Source organism: SAR324 cluster bacterium (assembly GCA_015232315.1).
Classification (GTDB): Bacteria; SAR324; SAR324; order SAR324; family NAC60-12; genus JADFZZ01.
This window is the reverse complement of record JADFZZ010000041.1, coordinates 1-20,996: the sequence shown is the minus strand read 5'-3', so window position 1 is coordinate 20,996 and position 20,996 is coordinate 1. Positions and strand designations below refer to the sequence as shown.

The following is a 20,996-nucleotide window of genomic DNA, read 5'->3' as shown; positions in this document are numbered from 1 at the left end:
ATCTCCTCAAGGGAAAGAAACAAGATTCAAGAACCACACTCTTGAATCTTCACCTCCTTTTCCCTTCCCCCCGTCTCATTCTCATCGCCTTCAACCTTTACCCTTTGACCTTTCCCCTTTAACCTTTTACCTCCTTTGACCTTCAATGTGTGTTCTGTTTCTTGTTTCTCAGCAGCATTCCGGCTTTCCCTTCATATTGCTCTCCAATCGGGATGAGTTTTTTCATCGGCCTTCGGTGAAGGCTCATTACTGGAAAGAGTTTCCCGATCTATTGGCTGGAAAAGATAAAAAAGCAGGCGGCACCTGGCTTGGGGTGACCCGGCAGGGAAAATTTGCCATCATTACCAACTATCGTGAAATAGTGCCCTCCAAAAAATTGTTCAGTCGAGGTCTGCTGGTTCGGGATTTTCTTCAGGCGTCAGCTTCTGTTGCGGAATATGTCGATCGTGTGAACAGAAACAGGCAACAGTATGACGGTTTCAATCTGTTGATTGGGCAGATCAGTTCTGCCGGAAATGAAATCATGTATGTCTCCAACCGAACTGCTGAGGTGTCAACGCTGTCTGCGGGAATGTATGGACTCAGCAACCATCTGCTTGATTCACCCTGGCCCAAGGTTCTGGCAGGAAAACAACGTTTGTCACAACTGCTTCATCAGGAACGGTTTGAGGTGCGGGATCTGTTTGCGATTCTGGAAGATCCGTCTGGTTTTCCTGATGAACAACTGCCTGACACGGGCATTGGAATCCATATGGAACGGCTACTGTCTCCCCTTTTCATCAAAACTCCGTTGTATGGAACCCGTACCTCCACAGTGATTCTCATGGATCAGGAAGGGAACGTCTCGTTTCATGAAAAAAACCATTCTCCAATACAAATAAAAAAAAGGCCGCAAACCTTTCATTTCCAGATTGAATCTGTTCAAGGCGTGACTCATGGCATCTGATACTGACATTTCGGGTTATTATGTGATTGGAACCGGCGGGCATATTGATCATGGGAAAACCACACTGGTCAAAGCACTGACCGGAACAGATACGGATGTTCTGGCCGAAGAAAAACGCCGAGGAATCACGATTGATCTTGGTTTTGCCCATTATCAGGATGCGTTGGGAACCCGGTTTGCGTTCATTGATGTGCCGGGGCATGAAAAGTTTATTCACAACATGCTTGCCGGGGTTTCAGGAATTGATGCCCTACTACTGGTCGTTGCCTGCGATGAAGGGGTGATGCCTCAAACCCGTGAGCATCTGGCGATCTGTGATTTGCTGGGTGTCAGGCAGGGGCTGATTGTGCTGACACGGAGCGATCTTGCAGACCCTGAAATGCGCGATTTATGCGCTGAGGAAGTCAGGGAAACGGTGAAGGATACCTTCCTGGAAGCCGCACCGATGGTCCCTGTTTCCGCCAAAACCGGCGAAGGTCTGGAGGCGTTGAAAACGCAGTTGGAAAAATTATATAAAAAACTCACCCCCCGTCATGTCGATCACCCCTTCCGAATGAATGTGGATCGGTCGTTTTCTGTCAAGGGTTTTGGCACGGTGGTGACCGGAACGGTCGTTTCAGGAAGAGTGCGCAAAGAGGTTCCTCTGACACAATTTCCCTCAGGGCAAATAGTCCGTGTCCGTGGATTTCAGGTTCATGGCCAGTCTCAGGATGAAATCCGTGCGGGTCAACGTGCGGCCCTCAATATTTCAAATTTATCCAGAGATGAGATTCAACGGGGGGACCAACTGGCGACTGAAGGCACACTGCTGACCAGTTACATGCTCAATGCCGAATTGAGAATATTGAAAGATATTCCTGCCGGGGTGGCTCACAATACACGGGTGAGAGTTTATCTGGGAACCGCTGAAGTGATGGGGAAGTTGGTCCTGTTTGACCGGGATCTGATCAATCCGGGTGAGCGTTCCCTCGTTCAGCTTCGTTTGGAAAAACAGGTGAGCAGTCGGACAGGTGACCGCTTCATCATCCGGAATTTCAATGCGCAATTCACCATAGGCGGAGGAAAAGTGATTGATCCATTTCCCGGAAAATCCCGAAGGATCCGTCAGGCACAAACAGATAAAATGCGATTATTGGTCCATGGCTCTGATGAAGAAATCGGGGAAACTGTGGTGTATCTGCAATCCATTCAGGGTGTCACAGAAAAAGATTTTATGGTGAGAAGCGGACTTTCTTCCCGGCGAGCCGATGGCATATTGCAAAAATTAAGAAGTTCTCAAAAAATCATTGGTATCACCACGGAGGCAACCCGGTATATTCATGTGGAACATCTCCATAAAATGGCAGAGTTTCTGGTGCGTGTGATCGCGGCTCATCATCAGAAACATCCTGATCTGGCGGGAATGACCGCAGTTGAAATCGGCGGTAAGGTTTCACTGCTGTTCAAAGACACCAGAGAAGTGGAATCGGTCTTGAAATATCTGACACGGCAGAATCGACTGGCGCAACAGGATCAGTATTTTGCGTTGCCGGACCATACCATACAAATTTCAGATGATTATGAGGACCAACTGGCCCGATGCACCACACTGCTGGAAGCCGACCAGTTTCAACCCCGGCGTCAGACCCAGTTGTTACAGGATCTTGCAATGGCTGAAAAACAGGGCGTCGCCTTTTTGAAAAAAGCAACTCACCAGAAACAACTGGTTCGGGTGTCACCGGATTTGTTTTATACGTCAGGGCAGATGGAGGCCATTGTTGCCAGACTGGAACACTATTTTTCCACGCATGAAACCATCAGTGTGATTGAATTCAAGGAATTTCTGAATATTGGACGAAAACATGCTGTGGAATTGCTGGAATATTTTGATACCCGCCGCTTGACCATTCGGAGGGACAATCACCGGGTTTGGGGTTCCCAGACAAAATCATGAGTTACCAGCGGCAATGATTTCGGTTTGTCCGTTTGAGGCAGTTTGGTTTGAATAAAATCCAGCAGGTTTTTTCTGTTGTTTGCCGTATGAAAGGTGCTGAGATGCTGACCTTGTGGCAAAATCCACAGGTATTTGGGAACATTGGCTTTTTCATACAAGATCAGGGAATGATGGTATGAAATCACCTGGTCGTTGGTTCCATGAATGAAGAGTATCGGAATATCATGGATTTTTGCAATCAATGATTCCGGACTGTAGGTGTCATCAATCAGAAGATCAGGCGCCCATAAATGCCAATGCCATAAAATCCATGATTCCTGAAGTTTTTCACGGGCAATGCGTTGATAGGAAGAAAACGTATTTTCCACAATCAGCATGGGCACCTTGATTTCAGAGGGTTGAGCCAGTGCCGCAATGCTCAAGGCGCCCCCCAGGCTTTGCCCAATCACAATCAATCGGGTTTTGTCAACATCTGTGCGGGACTGCACATAAGCGATGGCCGATTTGACATCCTGAATGGTTCCTTCTATCTCCGGTATTCCTTCCGAGCCGCCATAACCCCGATAGTCAAAGGTAAACAGATTGAACCGGGAAAATGGCATCCATGCCAGCGAGAACCAATGGCTGGTCATGTTTTCAGCGTTACCGTGAATTTGAACCACCGTTCCCTGTGCTGGTTCTGTGGTATCAAACGCTGGAATGAACCAACCTGAGAGTTGGGGGCCGCTTTCATGCCTGAAGGTCACAGGTTCATAGAGCAGCCCCACCTGATCCGGGGTTGAAAATATGTGTCTGCTCGGGAAGTAAAACAGTGAATTACAACCCGTGATGAAGGGCACTGTCCAAAGCATGGAGATGGTTACTAGCGTTCTGAAAGCCAGGGCCGAGTCATATTTCACAAATAAATGTTTCATTTTTTGAAAATCCCCTGAAAAACCATTTGAGTTTTTTCATAGGCAAATTCATTGTAGGCATTATTCATCATATAATTACTAACCGAGGAGGGACATGAGCCAATTTCTGGAACAAGTTTTTTCATATGAAAAAGCTTATGTATTTGACAAACCACCATCTGTTGATCGCTTTTTATGGGAAGAACTCAGTTTTCAACTGAAGGACCTTGAAAAACGCTGGATCAGCTTGTATGCGAATCAAGCAGGCATCATTACCAAAGGCACTCTTTCTCAACGTGAAAGTTTGCTCATGATCCTGTTCCGGTTTGAAGAAATCTTCAGGTTTGTACGCAATTCCACAGGACCACGCATTATTCATTTTGTATGTTCTGAACTGTATGACCTGATTCGTGAAAAGTTCACATTCAATAAGGACATGACTATTGAAGAGATCGACAGGGTAGCCATCACGCTGGCTATTGTAAATTCATTTTTACAGGATGAAGTGCTGGAAATCAATCAGATGAGTTTTGAAGAGGTATCCGTTCAATTGAAGTCCGTATTGAAACCGCTACTGGAAAAAAGATTTGCAGTAGCTTCAAAAAGTTCACCTGAGAACGGCTAACCGGAAAATCAATAACTCGTGTTAGGCGTATGCTTCTTGCAAATTCTGGTGAAATCCCATGTTTTTCCGGTTCCCCACCAGAGGTACACGTCTGTTAAGTTAAGCTCTGTGAAGTCACTGGCACCAATTCCCCCTTGGTTTAAGGGGGTTAGGGGGATGTTATTCTGAGCTTTAAATCCCCCATGCCCCCTTTGAAAAGGGGGATTTTCTCGCAGGTAATTTCTTAACTTAACAGCCTTGCACCAGAGGTAGGGAACCAGATTAATGTTAAAAACTTTTGATCAGGTACTTATCATTTCCGGTATGGTCTTGTACGGTTTTTTCCGTTGATTGGCGAACTGATGACTATAGCCCGGAATGTGAAACAAACTTTGACGAAGGATTCATGAGTACAACCACCGTGATTCCTCAGGATCAGCTTCAGAATTTGGCTGGACGGGAAGCTTTCAACTGGCTCAGATCCCGCACTCCGCCTTTGGCCGCACTTGTAACCATCATGCTATAGGCTTCCAACGCCTTGGACACAACACGTGGCCTGGGTCCTGGTGTCCAGGCTTCCGGACCTTTGGCTTCCATAGTGCTTCGTCGTTGTTCCAGTTCTCCCTGAGCAAGTTTGACATCCAGCCGCCGATTGGGAATATCAATCACAATGAGATCGCCTTCTTCCACCAGGCCAATCGCTCCCCCTTCTGCCGCTTCCGGAGAAACATGACCAATGCTCAAACCTGAAGTGCCGCCGCTGAAACGTCCATCGGTGATCAAGGCACAGGTTTTTCCCAGATTTTTAGATTTGATGAAGGATGTGGGATATAGCATTTCCTGCATGCCAGGTCCGCCTTTGGGACCTTCATAACGAATCACTACGACATCGCCTTCCTTGATCTGATTGCCTAAAATGGCATCGCAGGCCGCATCCTGGGAATGAAAAATCCGGGCAGGGCCTTCGAATTTCCAGATGCTTTCATCCACACCGGCAGTTTTTACAATACAGCCATCTTCCGCAATGTTTCCATACAGCACACACAAGCCCCCTTCCTTACTGTAGGCATGTTCCACTGAACGGATACAACCCTTGACCGAATCTGTATCCAGAACTGAGTATTGGGAGTTTTGTGAAAATGCGATCTGGGTCGGAATCCCACCGGGTGCCGCCTTGTAGAGCATCTTTGCCTGACTGTTGGGCGATTGACGAATGCTGAAAGCCTCAATCTGTTCCCCGATGGTTTTTCCTGAAATGGTCCGACATGCCTGCTGGATCAACCCTGTAGGAATCAATTCCTCCAAAATGGCCATGATGCCGCCAGCCCGATGCACATCTTCCACATGATAATGGGAGGAAGGCGCGACCTTACACAGGGTCGGAACATGACGGGAGATCTCATCAATATGTTTCATGGTATAATCCACTCCGGCTTCCTGGGCAATGGCCAGAATATGCAATACGGTGTTGGTGGAACCGCCCATGGCGATATCCAGTGCCATCGCGTTTTTAAAGGCATCCAGCGTCGCGATGGACCGTGGCAACACAGAAGCATCATCCTCCAAATAATAGGAGCGTGCCATTTCGACAATGCGTTTCCCCGCCTGTTCAAACAATTTCCAACGGCTGGTATGAGTCGCGACAATGGTGCCGTTGCCGGGGAAGGCCAAGCCCAGCGCTTCATTCAGACAATTCATACTGTTGGCGGTGAACATGCCTGAGCAGGAACCGCAAGTGGGACAGGCGGAACGTTCCAGACGTCCGAGGTCATCCTCAGCCACAGAATCATTTCCTCCGGCAATCATCACATCAATGAGATCAAATTTCGCTTCACCCACCTTGCCGGCTTCCATCGGTCCTCCGGAAACAAAGATGGCAGGAATGTTCAACCGCATGGCCGCCATCAACATTCCAGGAGTGATCTTGTCACAGTTACTGATACAAATCATGGCATCGGCGCAATGCGCGTTGACCATATATTCTACGGAATCCGCAATCAAATCCCGACTGGGCAGGGAATACAGCATTCCATCATGGCCCATGGCGATACCATCATCAATGGCAATGGTATTGAATTCCACCCCGACGCCACCATTGGCATCAATCACTTTTTTGACCCGTTGACCGATGTCATGCAGATGCACATGTCCTGGCACAAACTGGGTAAATGAATTGGCGATGGCGATGATCGGCTTGTTGAAATCTTCATCTTTGAATCCGGTCGCACGCCAGAGCGATCGGGCTCCGGCCATATTTCTTCCCTGGGTGCTGGTGCTACTCCTGAATTTTCCCATAGCGCTTTTCTGATTAGAGGTGATCATTGCGGAACATTCCGTGGAATGGAATGGAACATTTTCTATAAAAGTTTCATGAAACTATTTTTATAGTCAAGTTTTCAGAAACGCAAATCCGGGCGTCTCAAACGACTTTGACGGACGCTGTGGAACTCAGAGGATCAATGATCGCTGATAGCTTTCTTGATTTCGTTAATAAGTTCCTGTGACGAAATAGGTTTACCCAATACCGCGACAATATTGGTAGCGTTGATGGTTAAGGCCCGATCAATTTGGCCGGAGATCAGAATCACCGGAAATTCAGGTCTGATTCCGGCAACAGCCTCGGCCAAAGCGACGCCGGACATTTCCGGCATGGTCTGGTCTGTGATCAGAATGTCATAGTTATGCGGATTATTAGTAAAGGCGTCCAGGGTGATTTGACTGTTTGTGTAGGCCTCTACCGAAAAACCTGCTGTCATCAACATCTCTTTGACCATTTCCGCCAGAATCGGCTCATCATCCACCATTATGATTCGGCCTTTTCCTTTGATGCGCTGTTTGATCTTTTTCTCAACAACCGGATGTTCACCCCTGGAAGCCGGCAGGTAAACATTGAAAACACTTCCTTTGCCCGGTGTGCTTTCAACACTGATTGTTCCATGATGGTTTTCCACGATTCCATGCACTACGGCCAAGCCCATGCCTGTTCCTTCATCCACGGGTTTTGTCGTAAAAAAAGGATCAAATATCCGATGCAGAATTTCAGGGGGAATACCAACACCTGTATCTTTGATCGCGATCAGAATATAATTTCCGGGAGTCAGTGATAACCATTGGGACTGGTCTTTGTCCAGCATGACTGCGGAGAGTTCAATTTCCAGCAAACCGCCTTTTTCTTTCATGGCATAAGCCGCATTGGTGAATAAATTGATCAGCACCTGATGGATCTGGGTTGAATCACCCGTGATTACCGGCAATTCTTCCGGAACTATTTCATGAACCTGAATGGTTGAGGGAAGTGTCGCCTTGATCATTTTAATCACTTCTTTCACCAGTGGTTGAATCTGGAACGTCCGGAACTCCTGCTCATTTCTGCGACTGAAGGTTAAAATCTGCTGAATCAGCTCTTTTGCCCGTTGTCCCACCTGCAGCACTTCTTCCAGTTGCTGTCGGGGTCTGGAGTTGCGTGGCAGCTTTTGACTCGCCATTTCGGTATACCCCATCATGGCAAACAGCATGTTATTAAAATCATGGGCAATTCCTCCGGCAAGCGTCCCGATGGCTTCCATTTTCTGCGACTGCCGTATGTGGGATTCTAATTGTTTTTCATAGGTCACATCATGTTGGATCGCAATGAAATTGATGATGTGCCCCGCCGCATCCAAAACAGGTGAAATAGTGGAGTTCACCTGGAGCAGATCTCCAGATTTTTTACGGTTGAAAATATGCCCGTGCCACACATTTCCCTCCTGAATGGTTTTCCACAGGTTTTCATAAAACACCGTATCATGAAGTCCGCTTTTCAGAATACTGGGACGGTGCCCGATGACCTCAAATCCTTGAAAGCCGGTGGTGTTTCGGAATGCCGGATTGACATATAGAATAATCCCGTTGGGATCCGTGACGATGATGGATTCCGCCATTTGTTCAATAGCCGTAACCAGCCGTGCGAGTTGCTCTCCGGCTTCTTTCCGTTCGGTGATGTCTCTAATCGTCAGCAACAGATATTCCTGGTCTTCAAACACCTGGGTTGAGGCCACTGTTTCCGTATAAAACCACGAACGATCCTTGCGATGAAAGGTGCCCTGGGTAACCAGCGGTTTGTCCATACTACGCAGCATTTCCAGATATTCCTTCCACTTCCTCGGGGTCTGGGTGAACTGATCAGAACGGATATTTTCAAGCAGGAGACCATGAAGCTCTGCCGCGGAATATTGAAGATAATCGGTGGCGGTTTTGTTGAAATCTATGATTTTTCGAGTTTCGGGATCAACCAGCAAAATGGCTTCACCGGCCTGATCCATAAAAAAACGGAAGCGGGTCAAGGTATTTCTTGTGCGGTTGTGTTCAGTGACATCCCGGACGATGATCAGAACTTCATTCTCACCACTGCGAACCATGCGTGCTTCATAATCTTTTTTTTGATGTTCCAGTTCCACATGATATTCATAAACCAACGGACCTTCCGATTCCAGAATCAGTTGAATATGTTCCATGGCTTTCAGGTAATGCAGTGATTCTCGGGCAATGTTCAGGGAGGTGAGTTCGTTTTCATTCGACAACGAACCTGAAATGATTTTGTTAAAATTTTCAGCCGGAATAAAATCATAGAAGGGGCCATCTTTCCTGATACGAAACATCGCGTCATGGATTGCGTCCAGAATCGCCCGCTGCTGAACCTCAGTGGTTGTAAACCTGATGTTATTGGAAGTCTGCCCATCTTCGTCAATGTTCTGACTCATTGCGGAATTGCCTGACTGCTTCTTTCGCAGAACGAACCAGTAATGAACAATCCAGCATAGTCCGCAAAACAGTACTCCGAGGCCTGTTCCCAGCAGAAAAGTAACATCGGCCATAATCAACTCCCCTGAAGTCCGTATTTTTTCATTTTACGGTAAAACGTAGACCGATGCATTCCCACCAGGGCGGCGGCTTTGGATTTTCTGAAATTTACCCGTTGCAGAGCCTGTAACAAAAATTCACGCTCGCTGTCTGGAATAGGCAACTCCTGTGTATCAACCAGTGATGCGATGAATTCAGGTGGAAAATGCTGGATCATCAACGTGTCTTCAGAACTGACCGCAAACGCGTATTCCAGTAAATGATACAATTCCCTGATATTCCCCGGCCATGAATGCTGCAGAAACCGTTGCAGGACCTCTTTATCCACACCTTTGACATTACGGTTTTCACGTTTGTTGAACTCCTGAATCAACTGCTGGATGAGTAGGTGCAGATCCTGAATACGGTCTCTCAAGGCGGGAAGTCTGAAGGGAACAACATGCAAGCGAAAATACAGATCAGTCCGGAATAATTTTTCGTCAGTCAATTGCTTCAAATCACGGTTGGTGGCTGCGATGATGCGAACATTCACCTGAATCGTTTTTGTTCCACCAACTCTCTCAAAGGAACGATCCTGAAGAACTCTCAGGAGTTTTCCCTGGAGTTCCAGCGGAATTTCGCCCACTTCGTCAAGAAACAGGGTTCCGTTATTTGCCAGTTCAAAACGTCCCTGTTTGGTATAAGACGCTCCTGTGAAGGCTCCCCGCTCATGCCCGAAAAATTCGCTTTCCAGCAGATGGGGGGAAATGGCCGCGCAATTCACCGTGTGGAAGGGACCTTGTGCCCTGTGACTTCTGGCATGGATTTCACGCGCAAGGACATCCTTGCCTGTTCCGCTTTCGCCCTCAATGAGAACAGTGGCATTACTCAAGGCGACTTTATCCACCAGACTGAAGATTTCATGCATGACCGAATCGCAACTGATCATTTTTCCAAAGCGTATGCCCCCCGAGGTTTCACGGGTCTGCTTTTCTTCATTCCGGATATCCCGGAACAGGAGCATCCAACCCGGATAAATTTCCGGTTCCAGTGGAATGATGGACAACTGAACAGGAATAACCGTACCAGACGGAGACAACAGATTGGTGGAGATATTATAGAGCGGTTCCCGAATGGGGCTGTTTTTAATCAATTCTCCGGAGGGGCCGGCGATTTCAGTTCCTAAAATAGCCGCTGCCGGTTTATTAAGGACACTGGTTTCTTCAACTCCGAGGATCTTGCAAGCCTTGTGAGAGATCATATGGATCTGGAACAGGGTGTCCAGAACCGCGACACCTTCGGCCATGCTTTCAAATGTTTTTTGCAGCACAAGATGTTTTTCTTCCAGTTCACGATGCATTTTCTGGTTAGCTCGCTGTTCTTCCTCAATAGTGATATAGGCTTGTTTCAACGAATCTTTTTCCCGTCGCAACTGTTCATCATAGGAACATAGCATGGCCGCATTCCTGACGATTCCGGAAATTTCATGCAGATTGGCAGGCTTTCTCAGAAACGCGTAGACGCCCAGATCATAGCTGAGATCGAGTTCATCCATGGTGTCATAACCTGTCAAGACGATCACGGCCGGACTAATAGCGGTTTTACGAGGCAGTTTTTTCAAAAAACCGATGCCATCCATTTCCGGCATTCGCAGGTCGGTGATGATGACATTGGGCGATTCACGTTCATAAATTTCAAGAGCTGTTTGACCGTTGGCCGCGACCAGCACCCTGTAGCCACTGTCTGACAGGAATTCGAACAGCATTTCCTGAACAAGTTCATCATCATCAATCACCAGCACTGTTTCATTTGTTGACGCATCTTGCATGACATGATCCTGAAAAATATATACAAAGAAAATTTAAAAACAGGTTTATCCAATTACGATACTTTCTTTCGCAATTTTTTGAGATACTTTATTTGACACAGTTATAACTTTTCCCATCGAATATAATACATCAGGACATAAGTCTATTCCATTATCCCAACATATGGTCTGGGCATCGTTGTCCAATTTTACACTCTGAAAATAAGCTGGATCCAGTAATGCTTTAAATTTGCTTTTTGGCGATTGAGACCATTCCTTCAATTTATTACCTAAATCAACGTGTACAGTTTCGCCCGTATTGAAAAGTAGAATCAGGGAAAATGGTGTCACTTGTTTAATTTTTTTAATCACATGAAGCATAACTATTCCAATGGTTCGATTTTTTGAAAGTCAGGGTGATCTGTTTGTGCTTCTTCCCAGTTTTTTTCTAAGTCCGCTTGATGAAGGTCAATCCAATCCTGCACTAATCGTAACGCTCTTAGAGGCAGTTTTCCCTCAATCAATTCTCCAGTTTTAATATTGATCAACCCCATGTACTCACCATATTTTACATGACAATGAGGTGGGGGATGGTCCTTAGCAAACATATAGATGATGATTCCGTAAAACCGGCTTAACTCTGGCATGATGGTTCAAGATATAGGGTAACTGTATAACATTTATTCTGTAACAATTCGTCACTGTGGCTAATTTTTTCTTTTCATTAAACTTCAATGGTATGTCTAAGCAGTGAGAGATTCGGCTTCATTGAATTGAACTGAAACGGTTTTTGAAACACCGGGTTCTTCCATGGTAACACCATACAACCGTTCCCCTATCGCCATGGTCTTTTTATTATGGGTGATAACAATAAATTGTGAGTTGTCTGTGAGCTTCCGGATCATGTGGTTGAAACGACCGACGTTGGTGTCGTCCAGTGGTGCGTCCACCTCATCCAGCAAACAGAACGGACTGGGTTTGATCAGAAAAATCCCGAAGATGAGCGAAATCGCGGTCAGAGCCTTTTCTCCACCGGAAAACAGATTAAGGTTCTGAAGCCGCTTGCCAGGAGGTTGAGCCACAATCTCGATCCCGGCCTCAAGAATATCTTCAGCTTCGGTCAGCACCATTTTAGCGTCACCACCACCAAACAAGGTCGTGAAGGTTTCCTTGAAATGCATGTTGACCATGTCAAATGTTTCCCTGAATCGGCGTCTGGATTCATTGTTGATTTCACGTATGGTTTTTTGCAAATCATCCACAGCATGTTTCAGATCATCCGACTGCCGGGTTAAAAATCCCATCCGTTCTGTCAGGAGCGCGTATTCATCCGGAGCCGCCAGATTGACCTGGTCCATGGCGCCCATTTTTGCTCTCAGGCTTCTCAGTTGTCCAGCCAGTTCGTTCTCGTTCAGCCCTGATAAATCCAGATTCTGTGAAAGTTCATCCGGTGTCAGGTTGTAACTGGTCAATAACTGCTGTTCGAGTTGTTCCCGCTGAAATCGGAATTCTGTGGTTTTCAGATCCTCTTCATGAATCTGTCCCATGAGGAGTTCCAGATCCTGCCGGACCTTGTGCAGAGCGGCGTTTTTCTCAGTGCGTTCCTGACTGACATCCTGGTGTTTCAAAGCGGTTTCTTCCTGCTGGGCTTTGGCGGCTTCACGGTCTTTCAGCAGGTTTTCAAATTTCGCGTCAATTTCGAAAACTATTTTTTGGCTGTGTTCAACCTTTTTTCTGGAATCCTCATGCGCGTTGTTCAACATCACCAGTCGGACTTCAGCTTCGCGATGCTCCTGATGCAATCGGTCCACTGTTTTCTGGGCATTTTTCAATTGTTCAAAAGCTTCAGTCAAGGCGACACGCTGTCCCAGCAGGTTTTCAGAAACCTGATCGACCATTCTTTTCTGAATCAGGATCGATTCCTGTTGTCTCGTCAGTCGATCCTCCAGTTCAGACCGTTTGTCTTCAAGCGCGACCAATGCTTCGCTGACATTCTGGAGACTTGCTGTTACCTTTTCTTTTTCCTTCTCAATCAGGGACAGATCAGATTGCAGGAGTTCATGGGCCTGACGGGCCCGTTTAAATTCCAGCACATCGTGTTCCAGTTCCTTGTTGTTTCTTAATAATTCCAATTCAAGTTCATGGGTGCGGGCGTGGGTTTCCTGAATAGCCTCTTCCAGTTGTTCCTGCTGTTCTGTCAGTTCCTGCAAGTCCCCTTCCAGTTCTTCAACCTGTTCTTCCAGGGTTTCAGTCTGTTCCTGAAGTTCATCAATCTTTTTCTGTCGTTCCAGAAAACCAAAGGTGGTGGATTGTGTCTTGCCAATCCTCACACTGCCGTTACGCAGAACATACGTTCCATTAACGGTCAACCATTCTGCTGTATTCTGGATTGACACAGAACGATTCAAATGATCAAGGTTTGTCTTGCCGGAATCCTCAAGAACCCGAATCAGGCCGAAAAAGCGCTGTCCCCAATGGGCCACCGCGCCTCTGAACTCAATGAATGAGGACATGGGCTGTCCGTCAGTGGCAGGCTGTGCGTCAAAGTCGAGTTTATCGAGGGCAATATAATTCAGACGCCCGAGTCCCTTCTGCTGACAAAAAGCCTCAACGTCAGGCAGTGCGTTTGCCTGTTTCACAATGACCCAGTCCAGATAATCGACCATCACAGGACCAATGAGTTCGACATATTGGGCGGGAATATGAATGAAATCCGCCAGAATTCCCATGATTCCCAAACGTTGACGCATGTCAGGATTTTTTTCGAGAAGATCAAACAGTTTTTTGACGTTATCGCCAAAATCCTCATGTCGGGTCTGAATGTTTTTCAAAGACTCCAATTGGGAACTGGCGGCATGAAAATCGTACTGCGTTTTTTTCAAACGTGACTGGGTCAACTCGACCGCTTCTTCCTGAGAATCATAATCCGACTGAAGTTTCAGCAAGTGTTCTTCCTGCGTTTCTTTTTCATTCTGAACCAGTTCCACTTTGGTTTGAGCCTGTTCCACCTTGCGTTCTGACTGAAGGATCAACTGATCGCTGGAGCGCAATTGATCGTTCATTTTCAAATGACGGTCCAGAAAATTATCCAGACGATCCTGCATGAAAGACCGTTGATTGGTATTGTTGGTCAATTCGGTATGAACTGTGATGAGTTTCCGTTGCATCTGCTGCATTTCTGTATTCAGCTCAGTCAGTTTGAGTTCTTCTTCAGACCGTTCCTGTTCAATGTTCTGGATAAAGGCTTGAACCTCCTTGTGCTGCTGTTTGAGTTGTTCGAGATGATTATCGGTTTCACTCCGATGCTGGAGCAGATTCACAATTTTTTCTCGCAGTTCCGTCAATTCCTCATCATGCCGGTCAATCCAGCTCTGAAAGTTGGCGATATTCTGTTTTTCCAAAGCGCGTTTGTTGTCCAGATCCTGAATTTCCCGTTCCCGTTGAAACAATTCCTCACGAAGAATTTCCAGTTCCTTCTCCACCATGGCTTCCTGAAGTGAAACCCGTTCGATATCCGTTTCCAACGTGGCTTTTTCATTTTGCAGGGCAAATTGAAGTTCCTTGTATTTCAAAATCGTCTGTTCTGATTCCTGTTCTTTGCGGATGGCCTTGTTCCAGCGGAAAGTAGACAGGTTCTGGTCTGTTTTCTGAAGTTCATCCCGCACCTGAATGTAGGCCTGAGCCTTGACCACCTGATCCCGCAGTGTTTCTTCCTGAAGATGGAGTTCTCTCAAAATGTCATCGACCCGACTCAGATTCAGGAGGGTTTCTTCCATGCGCTTTTCGGCCTGCTGGCGTTTTGATTGAAATTTGACAATTCCCGCAGCGTCCTCAATGAGCAACCGCCGTTCTGACGGTTTGGCGCTGATGATTTCGCCGACTTTTCCCTGCTCAATGATCGAATAACCGCCACCACCCACGCCGGTATCCATAAACAATTCCCGGATATCCATGAGCCGGACCGGAGTTTTGTTGATCATGTAAATACTTTCGCCAGAGCGGTACAATCGCCGGGTGACAGCAATTTCAGTATAATCCATGTATTTAGTCAGCACATCCCCATCCAGATTGGAAAAGGTCAGGGTCACTTCAGCCATTCCCAGAGGTTTTTGAAAGGCGCTACCCGCAAAAATCACGTCTTCCATGGCGCCACCGCGCAAATGCTTGGCCCGCTGTTCTCCCAGCACCCAGCGGATTGCGTCCACCACATTGCTTTTCCCACAACCATTGGGACCGACAATGACAGTAACGCCGTTTTGTTGAAACTCTATTTCCACTTTATGACAGAAGGACTTGAAGCCTGAAACGTGCAAACTTTTGATACGCATACGGAACTGAGAATGAAATAATGGTGAGAAGGAATTGTCTGGAAGTTTTAACAGTGGCGGGTGTCTTACCACAGACAGGGGAGAGGTTCCAAGATAGAAGTATTATTTCGTGAATTTTTAGGCTCTATGGTTTTTTCGGCACCTTTCAAATTCAGTCAAACGTACTTTACAGTTTGCCTGTGTCATCCCGTCGGCTTGCAAGGAGAGCCGAACACTCAGGGGCAGAACTTTTTCTGGCATTTGGGACATTGCACGGGAAAACAGGCTCTACAGAAGGGCTTCTCACAGGAGGGGCAAGGCTTGTGCGCGTCAGGATGGATGAGATGGAGCTGATCATCACAGGCCATTCGCGAACTTTCCCGGGTGAACGTGTATTCACAAGGAGGGACTTCCAGTTTTTTTACCAGCGGATTCCAGTCGAGCGCGATCATTCTATGTCCTTTGCGCCGTAGGATATTGACAAAACACCGTTGTACAGGCATCAAAATTTCCAGGATCTGAACCGGAGTGCATTCAATATCCAGCGCGTATTTCTGATACAGGTCACTCACCTTGGACTGATATTCCCGGAGCACCGCTTCCAGTCTCAACTCATGACGCTGTTTTTCCTTTTCCTGTTTGTCGCTCAATTCCTTTTTTTGTGTCAGTTGGAGCAGTTTTCCAATGGATTCCGCACGCATATCCTGATGGTACTGGGTAATCCGGTTGAGATCATTGTCCATGTGACGCTGGATCACCGACAGAAATTTGCCCAGATCCTGTTGAATCCGCTCCGGAATACTTCGCTTCAAAATGGTTTGCAAATGGGAGACGCTCCATTGCTGGGGAAGTTCCTGTTCCGGAACAGACATTCCGGAGGTTAACGCGGGTAATTCATTGATTTGCGTTAGCAGGGGTTCCAGAGCCAGATCCAGCACACTCCCTGTGCCCAGATTGAAACCAAGCCCCAATAACCCTTCACGGGTTTCATCAGAGCGGGCCGTGTAGTGAAAGTTCAGAAACCAGTATCGACTCCAGGTGGCTTTGGTGCTTTGATAACGGTAGGTGGCATTGGACAGCGACAAGGTATGTTCCAGCATTCGCTCAGGATCAGACATGGAAGGGATCGGCAGGTTCCAGATCTTCCGGTTTAGTCCGCCATTGTCTGCCATCAACTGTTCAATTTTTTCAAACCAGTCTGATTCCAGGCTCACCTTTTGCGCGCCTGGCGGGATGGTTTCGCCAAACCCGAGTCGTATCATTTCCGGGATTTTGATGGTGGTCTGTAAATCCTCCGGAATCAAAATATCCAGTCCCTCCGGTTCGACAAATTCGGTTTGGGCCCCTTGCAAGGAAAAGACGTTATCAAAAAAATTCAGCAGTGAACTCATAATCATCCTGTTTCAAAATCTTCACCGAACAGTTCATTATCCAGTGATTTGGAATCTTCATACTGAGTTTTCGCGGACAGAATTTGTTCTGCCAACTCATCAAACCGTTGAGTTCGTTGTTCATCAGTGGTTTCAATCCATGCGTTAAACACTCTTTCAGCAAAATCCGTTTCTTCTTCCAACTCACCCAGGATGGCGCCGATTTCACCCACCACCAGTTCAAACATATTGATTTTTTCATCCAGAATGCGAAGCACCTGCTCTTCCAGGGTTCCCTTGACCGCCAGATTGAAGATGAACACTTCTTTTTTCTGGCCGATCCGGTGAATCCGTCCAATGCGCTGTTCAATCTGCATCGGATTCCAGGGAATGTCATAATTGATCAGCGTGTTGCAAAACTGCACGTTCCGCCCTTCGCCGCCCGATTCCGTACACACAAGAACGGTTGTCTGTTCTCGGAAATCCTCGATAGCCTGATCCTTTTCGGGTCCGCTCATGCCGCCATGAAAGACGGAAAATGGAAGCTTGCGCAGTTTAAGCTGGTCGCATAAATGTTCCATGGTGCTCAAATGGTGCACAAAGATCATTTTTTTTTCCGCAGGATTTTTGTCCAGCAATTCCATCAGTGACTGGTCCTTGATCCCGGAAGTGCATTTCTGGTAACGTTGAGCCAGTTTTTCCCAGGCGGAAGAGCCTTTATGCTTTTCTATAAACCGGGTTAAACCTGAGCAGGCCGCCACCGGAGAAGAGCCAGCGGAACTCAGTAGCATGTGCAGAGCCATCCGTTGAGACGCCGGAATTTTCGGCCAGGATTCCTGAACCAGGGAATGCAATTCCTGATAGCATTGGAATTCTTCTGTTTCAGGTTCCAGGATCATCGTCATGGCATGACGCAACGGAAGTTTGACATCAACCAACGAGCGGGTGTTGCGAATCATGACCTCACGCATCAACTCCCGCATCTGATCCCGATTGGCGGGAACTCTGGGTTTTCCCGTCACCATGTAACTGCTTTTGAATTCTTTCTCGGTTTTGAAAATTCCGGGTTTCAGCAGTGTCAACAAATTGTATAACTCCACGAGGCTGTTTTGTACCGGAGTTGCAGACAGCAGTAACAAAAACCGTTTCTGAAGCGCATCCACCAGTTTCCAGTTCTGTGTGTTGCGGTTTTTTAGATGGTGCGCCTCATCCACAATCACCAGATCAAATTCCATTTGGGTCAGGATGTTAAAATGTTCCGCCCTTCGTGCGCTGGCGATGGAGGCAATGATCCGGGGACAGGCCCAGAATTGTTCCGGTGAATTTTTCATCAGGGCATTGTAACTGGTTTCAAATGCCAGTCCGAACTTGGTACTCATTTCTTCCTGCCATTGTCCCACAAGGGATGCCGGCGTCAGGATCAGCACACGGTCTGCCATTCCCCGCAACACATATTCCTTGAGAATCATTCCGGCTTCAATGGTTTTCCCCAATCCCACTTCATCGGCCAACAACACTCTTCCGCGAAAACGTTTCAGAACCTTGCGCACCGTTTCTACCTGATACCAGTAAGTGTCCACATTGTGTAAGGCAGGGAGGCACAGCAATTCATCAAAGCCACGCAGTAATCCCAGTTTCAGAAATTCATGGCGTAACTGAAACCAGCTTTGTTCCTCATAGGAAAATGAATGGGCGGGATCAGGCAAGGTCAAAGCGTTCAGATTGAGATTCATGCGTGTCTGGACTTTAGCCGACACCGGGGGAAGCGCATACTTTTCTTCAAGTTCTTTCTTCAGCGTTTCCAGGGGGGATGGAGTAGTCTGACCCGGTGGTGTCACAGGTTTATCAGGACGGGAGGGTTGCTTACTGGAGGGTGTAACGTCTGGTTTTCGGGAGGAACCATGAAGCGATTTTTTCAAATACCCTGACTCAAAAATTGGATTGAACTGTTTGAGCAACCATTCTCTTAAATTCATGCCTCCATACAGGTTTTGTATAAGATGGTAAACACTATCAATTTCCTGGGATTCAAGAATCTGTCGGGCCTGTCCCAGTCCGCCTTTTTGAACATAGGCCAGGGCCTCCATAATATAATCATTGATATGAGGTCTGTATATTTGTCTTATTTTTTTAAGCGCCAGAAAGGCCATCCCTGTTTTATTTTCAAACAGACAGACCATCACATTCAACAACAACAACTCATAAGACTCAGGAAATTCCAGTACAGCCTGGCGAACTTCCTCCCCAATGGGCGCTTTTTCATGGTATTGAGCAATCTGACTGAAAAACTTGTCAATCAGGATTTTGTCCGGTTTCTCTTTTTTTTTCGCTTTTTTATCAACCATGCACAGCCTCTACTCTCCTATTTGGACACACGATGACACAGGAACATTCGCCAAACTCTTGTTGTTCAAAATATTTAAAGTGCTTTTATTTTTTCGTAAAGTGTTTCAGGAGCGATATCGAGTCCATTCGGCCAGGCTATAGTACCCCCATCAATTGTTGCTTGTTTAAAATAACTAATATTTTTCAAAGGCTTAAACATAGTACCTCTATTTAGATAGCCCTTAAAATCTATGTCCCCCTTTGTTCCATCATCGAATGCAACATGATAGATATACTGGTCTTTATATTCAATATGAGTGATTTCATTCATATTCCACATATAAACCTCAATCTAATGGTTGAATTTTTTTAAGTTGTTCTCCTGCATGAGCTAATTCCCAATCCTCTTTTAGTTCAATTTCATGCAGATCAATCCACTCTCTAATCAATTTTTTGGCTGTTCTGGAACCAAGTTTACCATGGATTACATTACCATCAAAATCAAATACAGCTTTTTTCCCTTGATATTCCGCATGCAGGTGTGGCGGACTATGTTCATCATAGTACATTCTGATTATAATACCGAAAAATGACGATACGATAGGCATTCATTATTCTCTTCCCTTGTAGTTCATATTCTTCAGGTTTTATTAAACACTATGATGAGCCACACCTGAAAGGGGGGCAATCAGTTGGTTTTTCCCAAATAATCCTGTTTGCCAATCTCAATGCCATTGTGCCGGAGAATGGCATAGGCGGTGGTGACATGGAAATAGAAATTGGGGAGGGCGTAATTCTGAAGATAGGACAGTCCTTGAAAGGTGGTCACTTCACCATTGTGTCGTGGCAACAAGATTGTTTTTTCATCGGAGCCGTCGATTTGTTCAGGGGTCAGCGAGCTTAAAAAGTCGACTGTTTTCTTGATCCGGGCAACTAGTTCTGGAAATGTGGCTTCATTGTCTTCAAATTTGGGTGGTTCCATCCCTGCCAGTCTGGCGGACGCGCCTTTTGCGGTATCTGTCGCAATAAATATCTGTGTCACGAAGGGGAGCATATCAGGATAAAGTCGGCTGTTGATCAGCACAGAGGGCGTAATTTTTTTTGCTTCAGCATGCGCCGCGGCCTTTTCCAGAATCGCAGAGAGGTTATTCAGCATGCGGATAAATACGGGGACTGAGGATTGGTACATTGAAATTTTCATAGTCAGAGCTCAAATTAGAATTTTTTTATGATTCAACAAGAGATGCTGATTTGGGAAAGAGCATCAGAGGAAACGTAAGTTACACCACATTGGTGAGTATTTTCTAGGATAAAATTTGGGCAACGGTTCCGTTTGATGTAAAGTCATATAAATCATTGAATTAGGCATATTTGTTGGAGAACAGCATTTTATAATCCAGCGAATATTCCAAAATTCCCAATGAAACAGCGGGAACTTGCCGAATGGTGAAGTGTTTTCTCATAAAATTATGAACAATCCAGTAAACATCCAATCGTTTTTGAAGCCTGGACGTCGTTGGGCGTACAGAAACCAAACATCCTGGAGTTTGCTCAGGTTTTCATGTCAACGGTAAACGCTGTTTTTACGCTCTTGAAAGGTTCGTGTGACTGCGTTGATTTCCATTCCTTCGGTCAGGGCATTGATGACCGGAGACGCAGGGGGCGATTTCTTGTTTTTGATTCCCGGTCGTGTTTGCATAGTGTCTGCTCGTAAACTGGACGAACACACAGGTTCGCCCCTATGGATTGGCAAGGGTTGCGGTGATGGCTCTCGGTTGGAAATGTGCAGGAACCTTGAGGTCAAACAGGTCATCGTGAATCAGCGCCAGATAGACGCCTTCCTGCGCTGCTCTTTTTTTGACATCCCGTGAAACATCCACTCCTGCCAGAATGCCATAGACTTTCTTGTCCTGGTGTTCAGGAAAAAAACGATGGAACTGTCGCATGTTTTCCAATAACTGATCAATACCATCATCCCGCAAATGACTTTTGA

16 protein-coding genes are annotated in these 20,996 nt (G+C 46.4%); 3 read left to right on the top strand and 13 right to left on the bottom strand.

All coding sequences use genetic code 11. The features are described 5' to 3' along the window. Positions 1-145 precede the first annotated feature (145 nt). On the top strand, positions 146-946 hold the full coding sequence (locus HQM11_18890) for an NRDE family protein (protein ID MBF0353104.1): 801 nt from the start codon (positions 146-148) through the stop codon (positions 944-946). Beyond that, complete coding sequence (gene selB / locus HQM11_18885; GenBank protein ID MBF0353103.1) at positions 936-2,879, top strand: selenocysteine-specific translation elongation factor; 1,944 nt, start codon at positions 936-938, stop codon at positions 2,877-2,879. Before HQM11_18890 ends, selB begins: the two co-directional genes overlap by 11 nt. Here selB and HQM11_18880 read toward each other — a convergent pair. After that, positions 2,846-3,793, bottom strand: a complete 948-nt coding sequence (locus tag HQM11_18880) for an alpha/beta hydrolase (protein ID MBF0353102.1) — start codon at positions 3,791-3,793, stop codon at positions 2,846-2,848. The two genes, selB and HQM11_18880, sit on opposite strands and share 34 nt — an antisense overlap. Positions 3,794-3,887: 94 nt before the next feature. On the opposite strand from HQM11_18880, the gene HQM11_18875 reads away from it, so the two are divergent. Further along, positions 3,888-4,397 carry a hypothetical protein gene (locus HQM11_18875; GenBank protein MBF0353101.1) on the top strand — a complete coding sequence of 170 codons (510 nt, stop codon included), beginning with the start codon at positions 3,888-3,890 and terminating at the stop codon, positions 4,395-4,397. Positions 4,398-4,817: 420 nt separating this feature from the next. Here the strand turns inward: HQM11_18875 and ilvD are convergent, their stop codons facing one another. The 12 genes from ilvD to HQM11_18815 all read right to left on the bottom strand — a co-directional run. Next, a complete protein-coding gene (gene ilvD, locus HQM11_18870) occupies positions 4,818-6,671 on the bottom strand; it encodes a dihydroxy-acid dehydratase (protein ID MBF0353100.1) in 1,854 nt (617 codons plus the stop codon). A 161-nt stretch (positions 6,672-6,832) separates the two neighbouring features. After that, complete coding sequence (locus tag HQM11_18865) at positions 6,833-9,229, bottom strand: PAS domain S-box protein (GenBank protein ID MBF0353099.1); 2,397 nt, start codon at positions 9,227-9,229, stop codon at positions 6,833-6,835. Between the two features lie 2 nt (positions 9,230-9,231). Then, positions 9,232-11,022, bottom strand: a complete 1,791-nt coding sequence (locus HQM11_18860; protein ID MBF0353098.1) for a sigma-54-dependent Fis family transcriptional regulator — start codon at positions 11,020-11,022, stop codon at positions 9,232-9,234. Positions 11,023-11,067: 45 nt separating this feature from the next. Beyond that, a complete protein-coding gene (locus tag HQM11_18855; protein MBF0353097.1) occupies positions 11,068-11,382 on the bottom strand; it encodes a DUF2442 domain-containing protein in 315 nt (104 codons plus the stop codon). Between the two features lie 2 nt (positions 11,383-11,384). Continuing rightward, entirely contained in the window at positions 11,385-11,648 is a 264-nt protein-coding gene (locus tag HQM11_18850) for a DUF4160 domain-containing protein (protein MBF0353096.1), read from the bottom strand. 96 nt (positions 11,649-11,744) lie between these two features. Further along, entirely contained in the window at positions 11,745-15,329 is a 3,585-nt protein-coding gene (smc, locus tag HQM11_18845; protein ID MBF0353095.1) for a chromosome segregation protein SMC, read from the bottom strand. Positions 15,330-15,544: 215 nt separating this feature from the next. After that, positions 15,545-16,699, bottom strand: a complete 1,155-nt coding sequence (locus HQM11_18840; protein ID MBF0353094.1) for a hypothetical protein — start codon at positions 16,697-16,699, stop codon at positions 15,545-15,547. A gap of 2 nt (positions 16,700-16,701) precedes the next feature. Continuing rightward, positions 16,702-19,023 carry a DEAD/DEAH box helicase family protein gene (locus HQM11_18835; GenBank protein ID MBF0353093.1) on the bottom strand — a complete coding sequence of 774 codons (2,322 nt, stop codon included), beginning with the start codon at positions 19,021-19,023 and terminating at the stop codon, positions 16,702-16,704. Between the two features lie 74 nt (positions 19,024-19,097). Then, positions 19,098-19,343, bottom strand: coding sequence for a DUF2442 domain-containing protein (locus HQM11_18830; GenBank protein ID MBF0353092.1), 246 nt, complete (start codon positions 19,341-19,343; stop codon positions 19,098-19,100). A 7-nt stretch (positions 19,344-19,350) separates the two neighbouring features. After that, positions 19,351-19,611, bottom strand: coding sequence for a DUF4160 domain-containing protein (locus tag HQM11_18825; GenBank protein ID MBF0353091.1), 261 nt, complete (start codon positions 19,609-19,611; stop codon positions 19,351-19,353). A gap of 80 nt (positions 19,612-19,691) precedes the next feature. Continuing rightward, on the bottom strand, positions 19,692-20,204 hold the full coding sequence (locus tag HQM11_18820) for a DUF1993 domain-containing protein (GenBank protein ID MBF0353090.1): 513 nt from the start codon (positions 20,202-20,204) through the stop codon (positions 19,692-19,694). A 538-nt stretch (positions 20,205-20,742) separates the two neighbouring features. Continuing rightward, positions 20,743-20,996, bottom strand: a 254-nt coding sequence (locus tag HQM11_18815; protein ID MBF0353089.1) for a hypothetical protein, incomplete at its 5' end; no start/stop codon positions are given.

What these genes read in the sequence shown, in the direction of transcription:
- HQM11_18890 (MBF0353104.1), top strand. Translation starts at nt 146, where the DNA reads ATGTGTGTTCTGTTTCTTGTTTCTCAGCAGCATTCCGGCTTTCCCTTC.
- selB (MBF0353103.1), top strand. Translation starts at nt 936, where the DNA reads ATGGCATCTGATACTGACATTTCGGGTTATTATGTGATTGGAACCGGC.
- HQM11_18880 (MBF0353102.1), bottom strand. Translation starts at nt 3,793, where the DNA reads ATGAAACATTTATTTGTGAAATATGACTCGGCCCTGGCTTTCAGAACG.
- HQM11_18875 (MBF0353101.1), top strand. Translation starts at nt 3,888, where the DNA reads ATGAGCCAATTTCTGGAACAAGTTTTTTCATATGAAAAAGCTTATGTA.
- ilvD (MBF0353100.1), bottom strand. Translation starts at nt 6,671, where the DNA reads ATGGGAAAATTCAGGAGTAGCACCAGCACCCAGGGAAGAAATATGGCC.
- HQM11_18865 (MBF0353099.1), bottom strand. Translation starts at nt 9,229, where the DNA reads ATGGCCGATGTTACTTTTCTGCTGGGAACAGGCCTCGGAGTACTGTTT.
- HQM11_18860 (MBF0353098.1), bottom strand. Translation starts at nt 11,022, where the DNA reads ATGCAAGATGCGTCAACAAATGAAACAGTGCTGGTGATTGATGATGAT.
- HQM11_18855 (MBF0353097.1), bottom strand. Translation starts at nt 11,382, where the DNA reads ATGCTTCATGTGATTAAAAAAATTAAACAAGTGACACCATTTTCCCTG.
- HQM11_18850 (MBF0353096.1), bottom strand. Translation starts at nt 11,648, where the DNA reads ATGCCAGAGTTAAGCCGGTTTTACGGAATCATCATCTATATGTTTGCT.
- smc (MBF0353095.1), bottom strand. Translation starts at nt 15,329, where the DNA reads ATGCGTATCAAAAGTTTGCACGTTTCAGGCTTCAAGTCCTTCTGTCAT.
- HQM11_18840 (MBF0353094.1), bottom strand. Translation starts at nt 16,699, where the DNA reads ATGAGTTCACTGCTGAATTTTTTTGATAACGTCTTTTCCTTGCAAGGG.
- HQM11_18835 (MBF0353093.1), bottom strand. Translation starts at nt 19,023, where the DNA reads ATGGTTGATAAAAAAGCGAAAAAAAAAGAGAAACCGGACAAAATCCTG.
- HQM11_18830 (MBF0353092.1), bottom strand. Translation starts at nt 19,343, where the DNA reads ATGTGGAATATGAATGAAATCACTCATATTGAATATAAAGACCAGTAT.
- HQM11_18825 (MBF0353091.1), bottom strand. Translation starts at nt 19,611, where the DNA reads ATGCCTATCGTATCGTCATTTTTCGGTATTATAATCAGAATGTACTAT.
- HQM11_18820 (MBF0353090.1), bottom strand. Translation starts at nt 20,204, where the DNA reads ATGAAAATTTCAATGTACCAATCCTCAGTCCCCGTATTTATCCGCATG.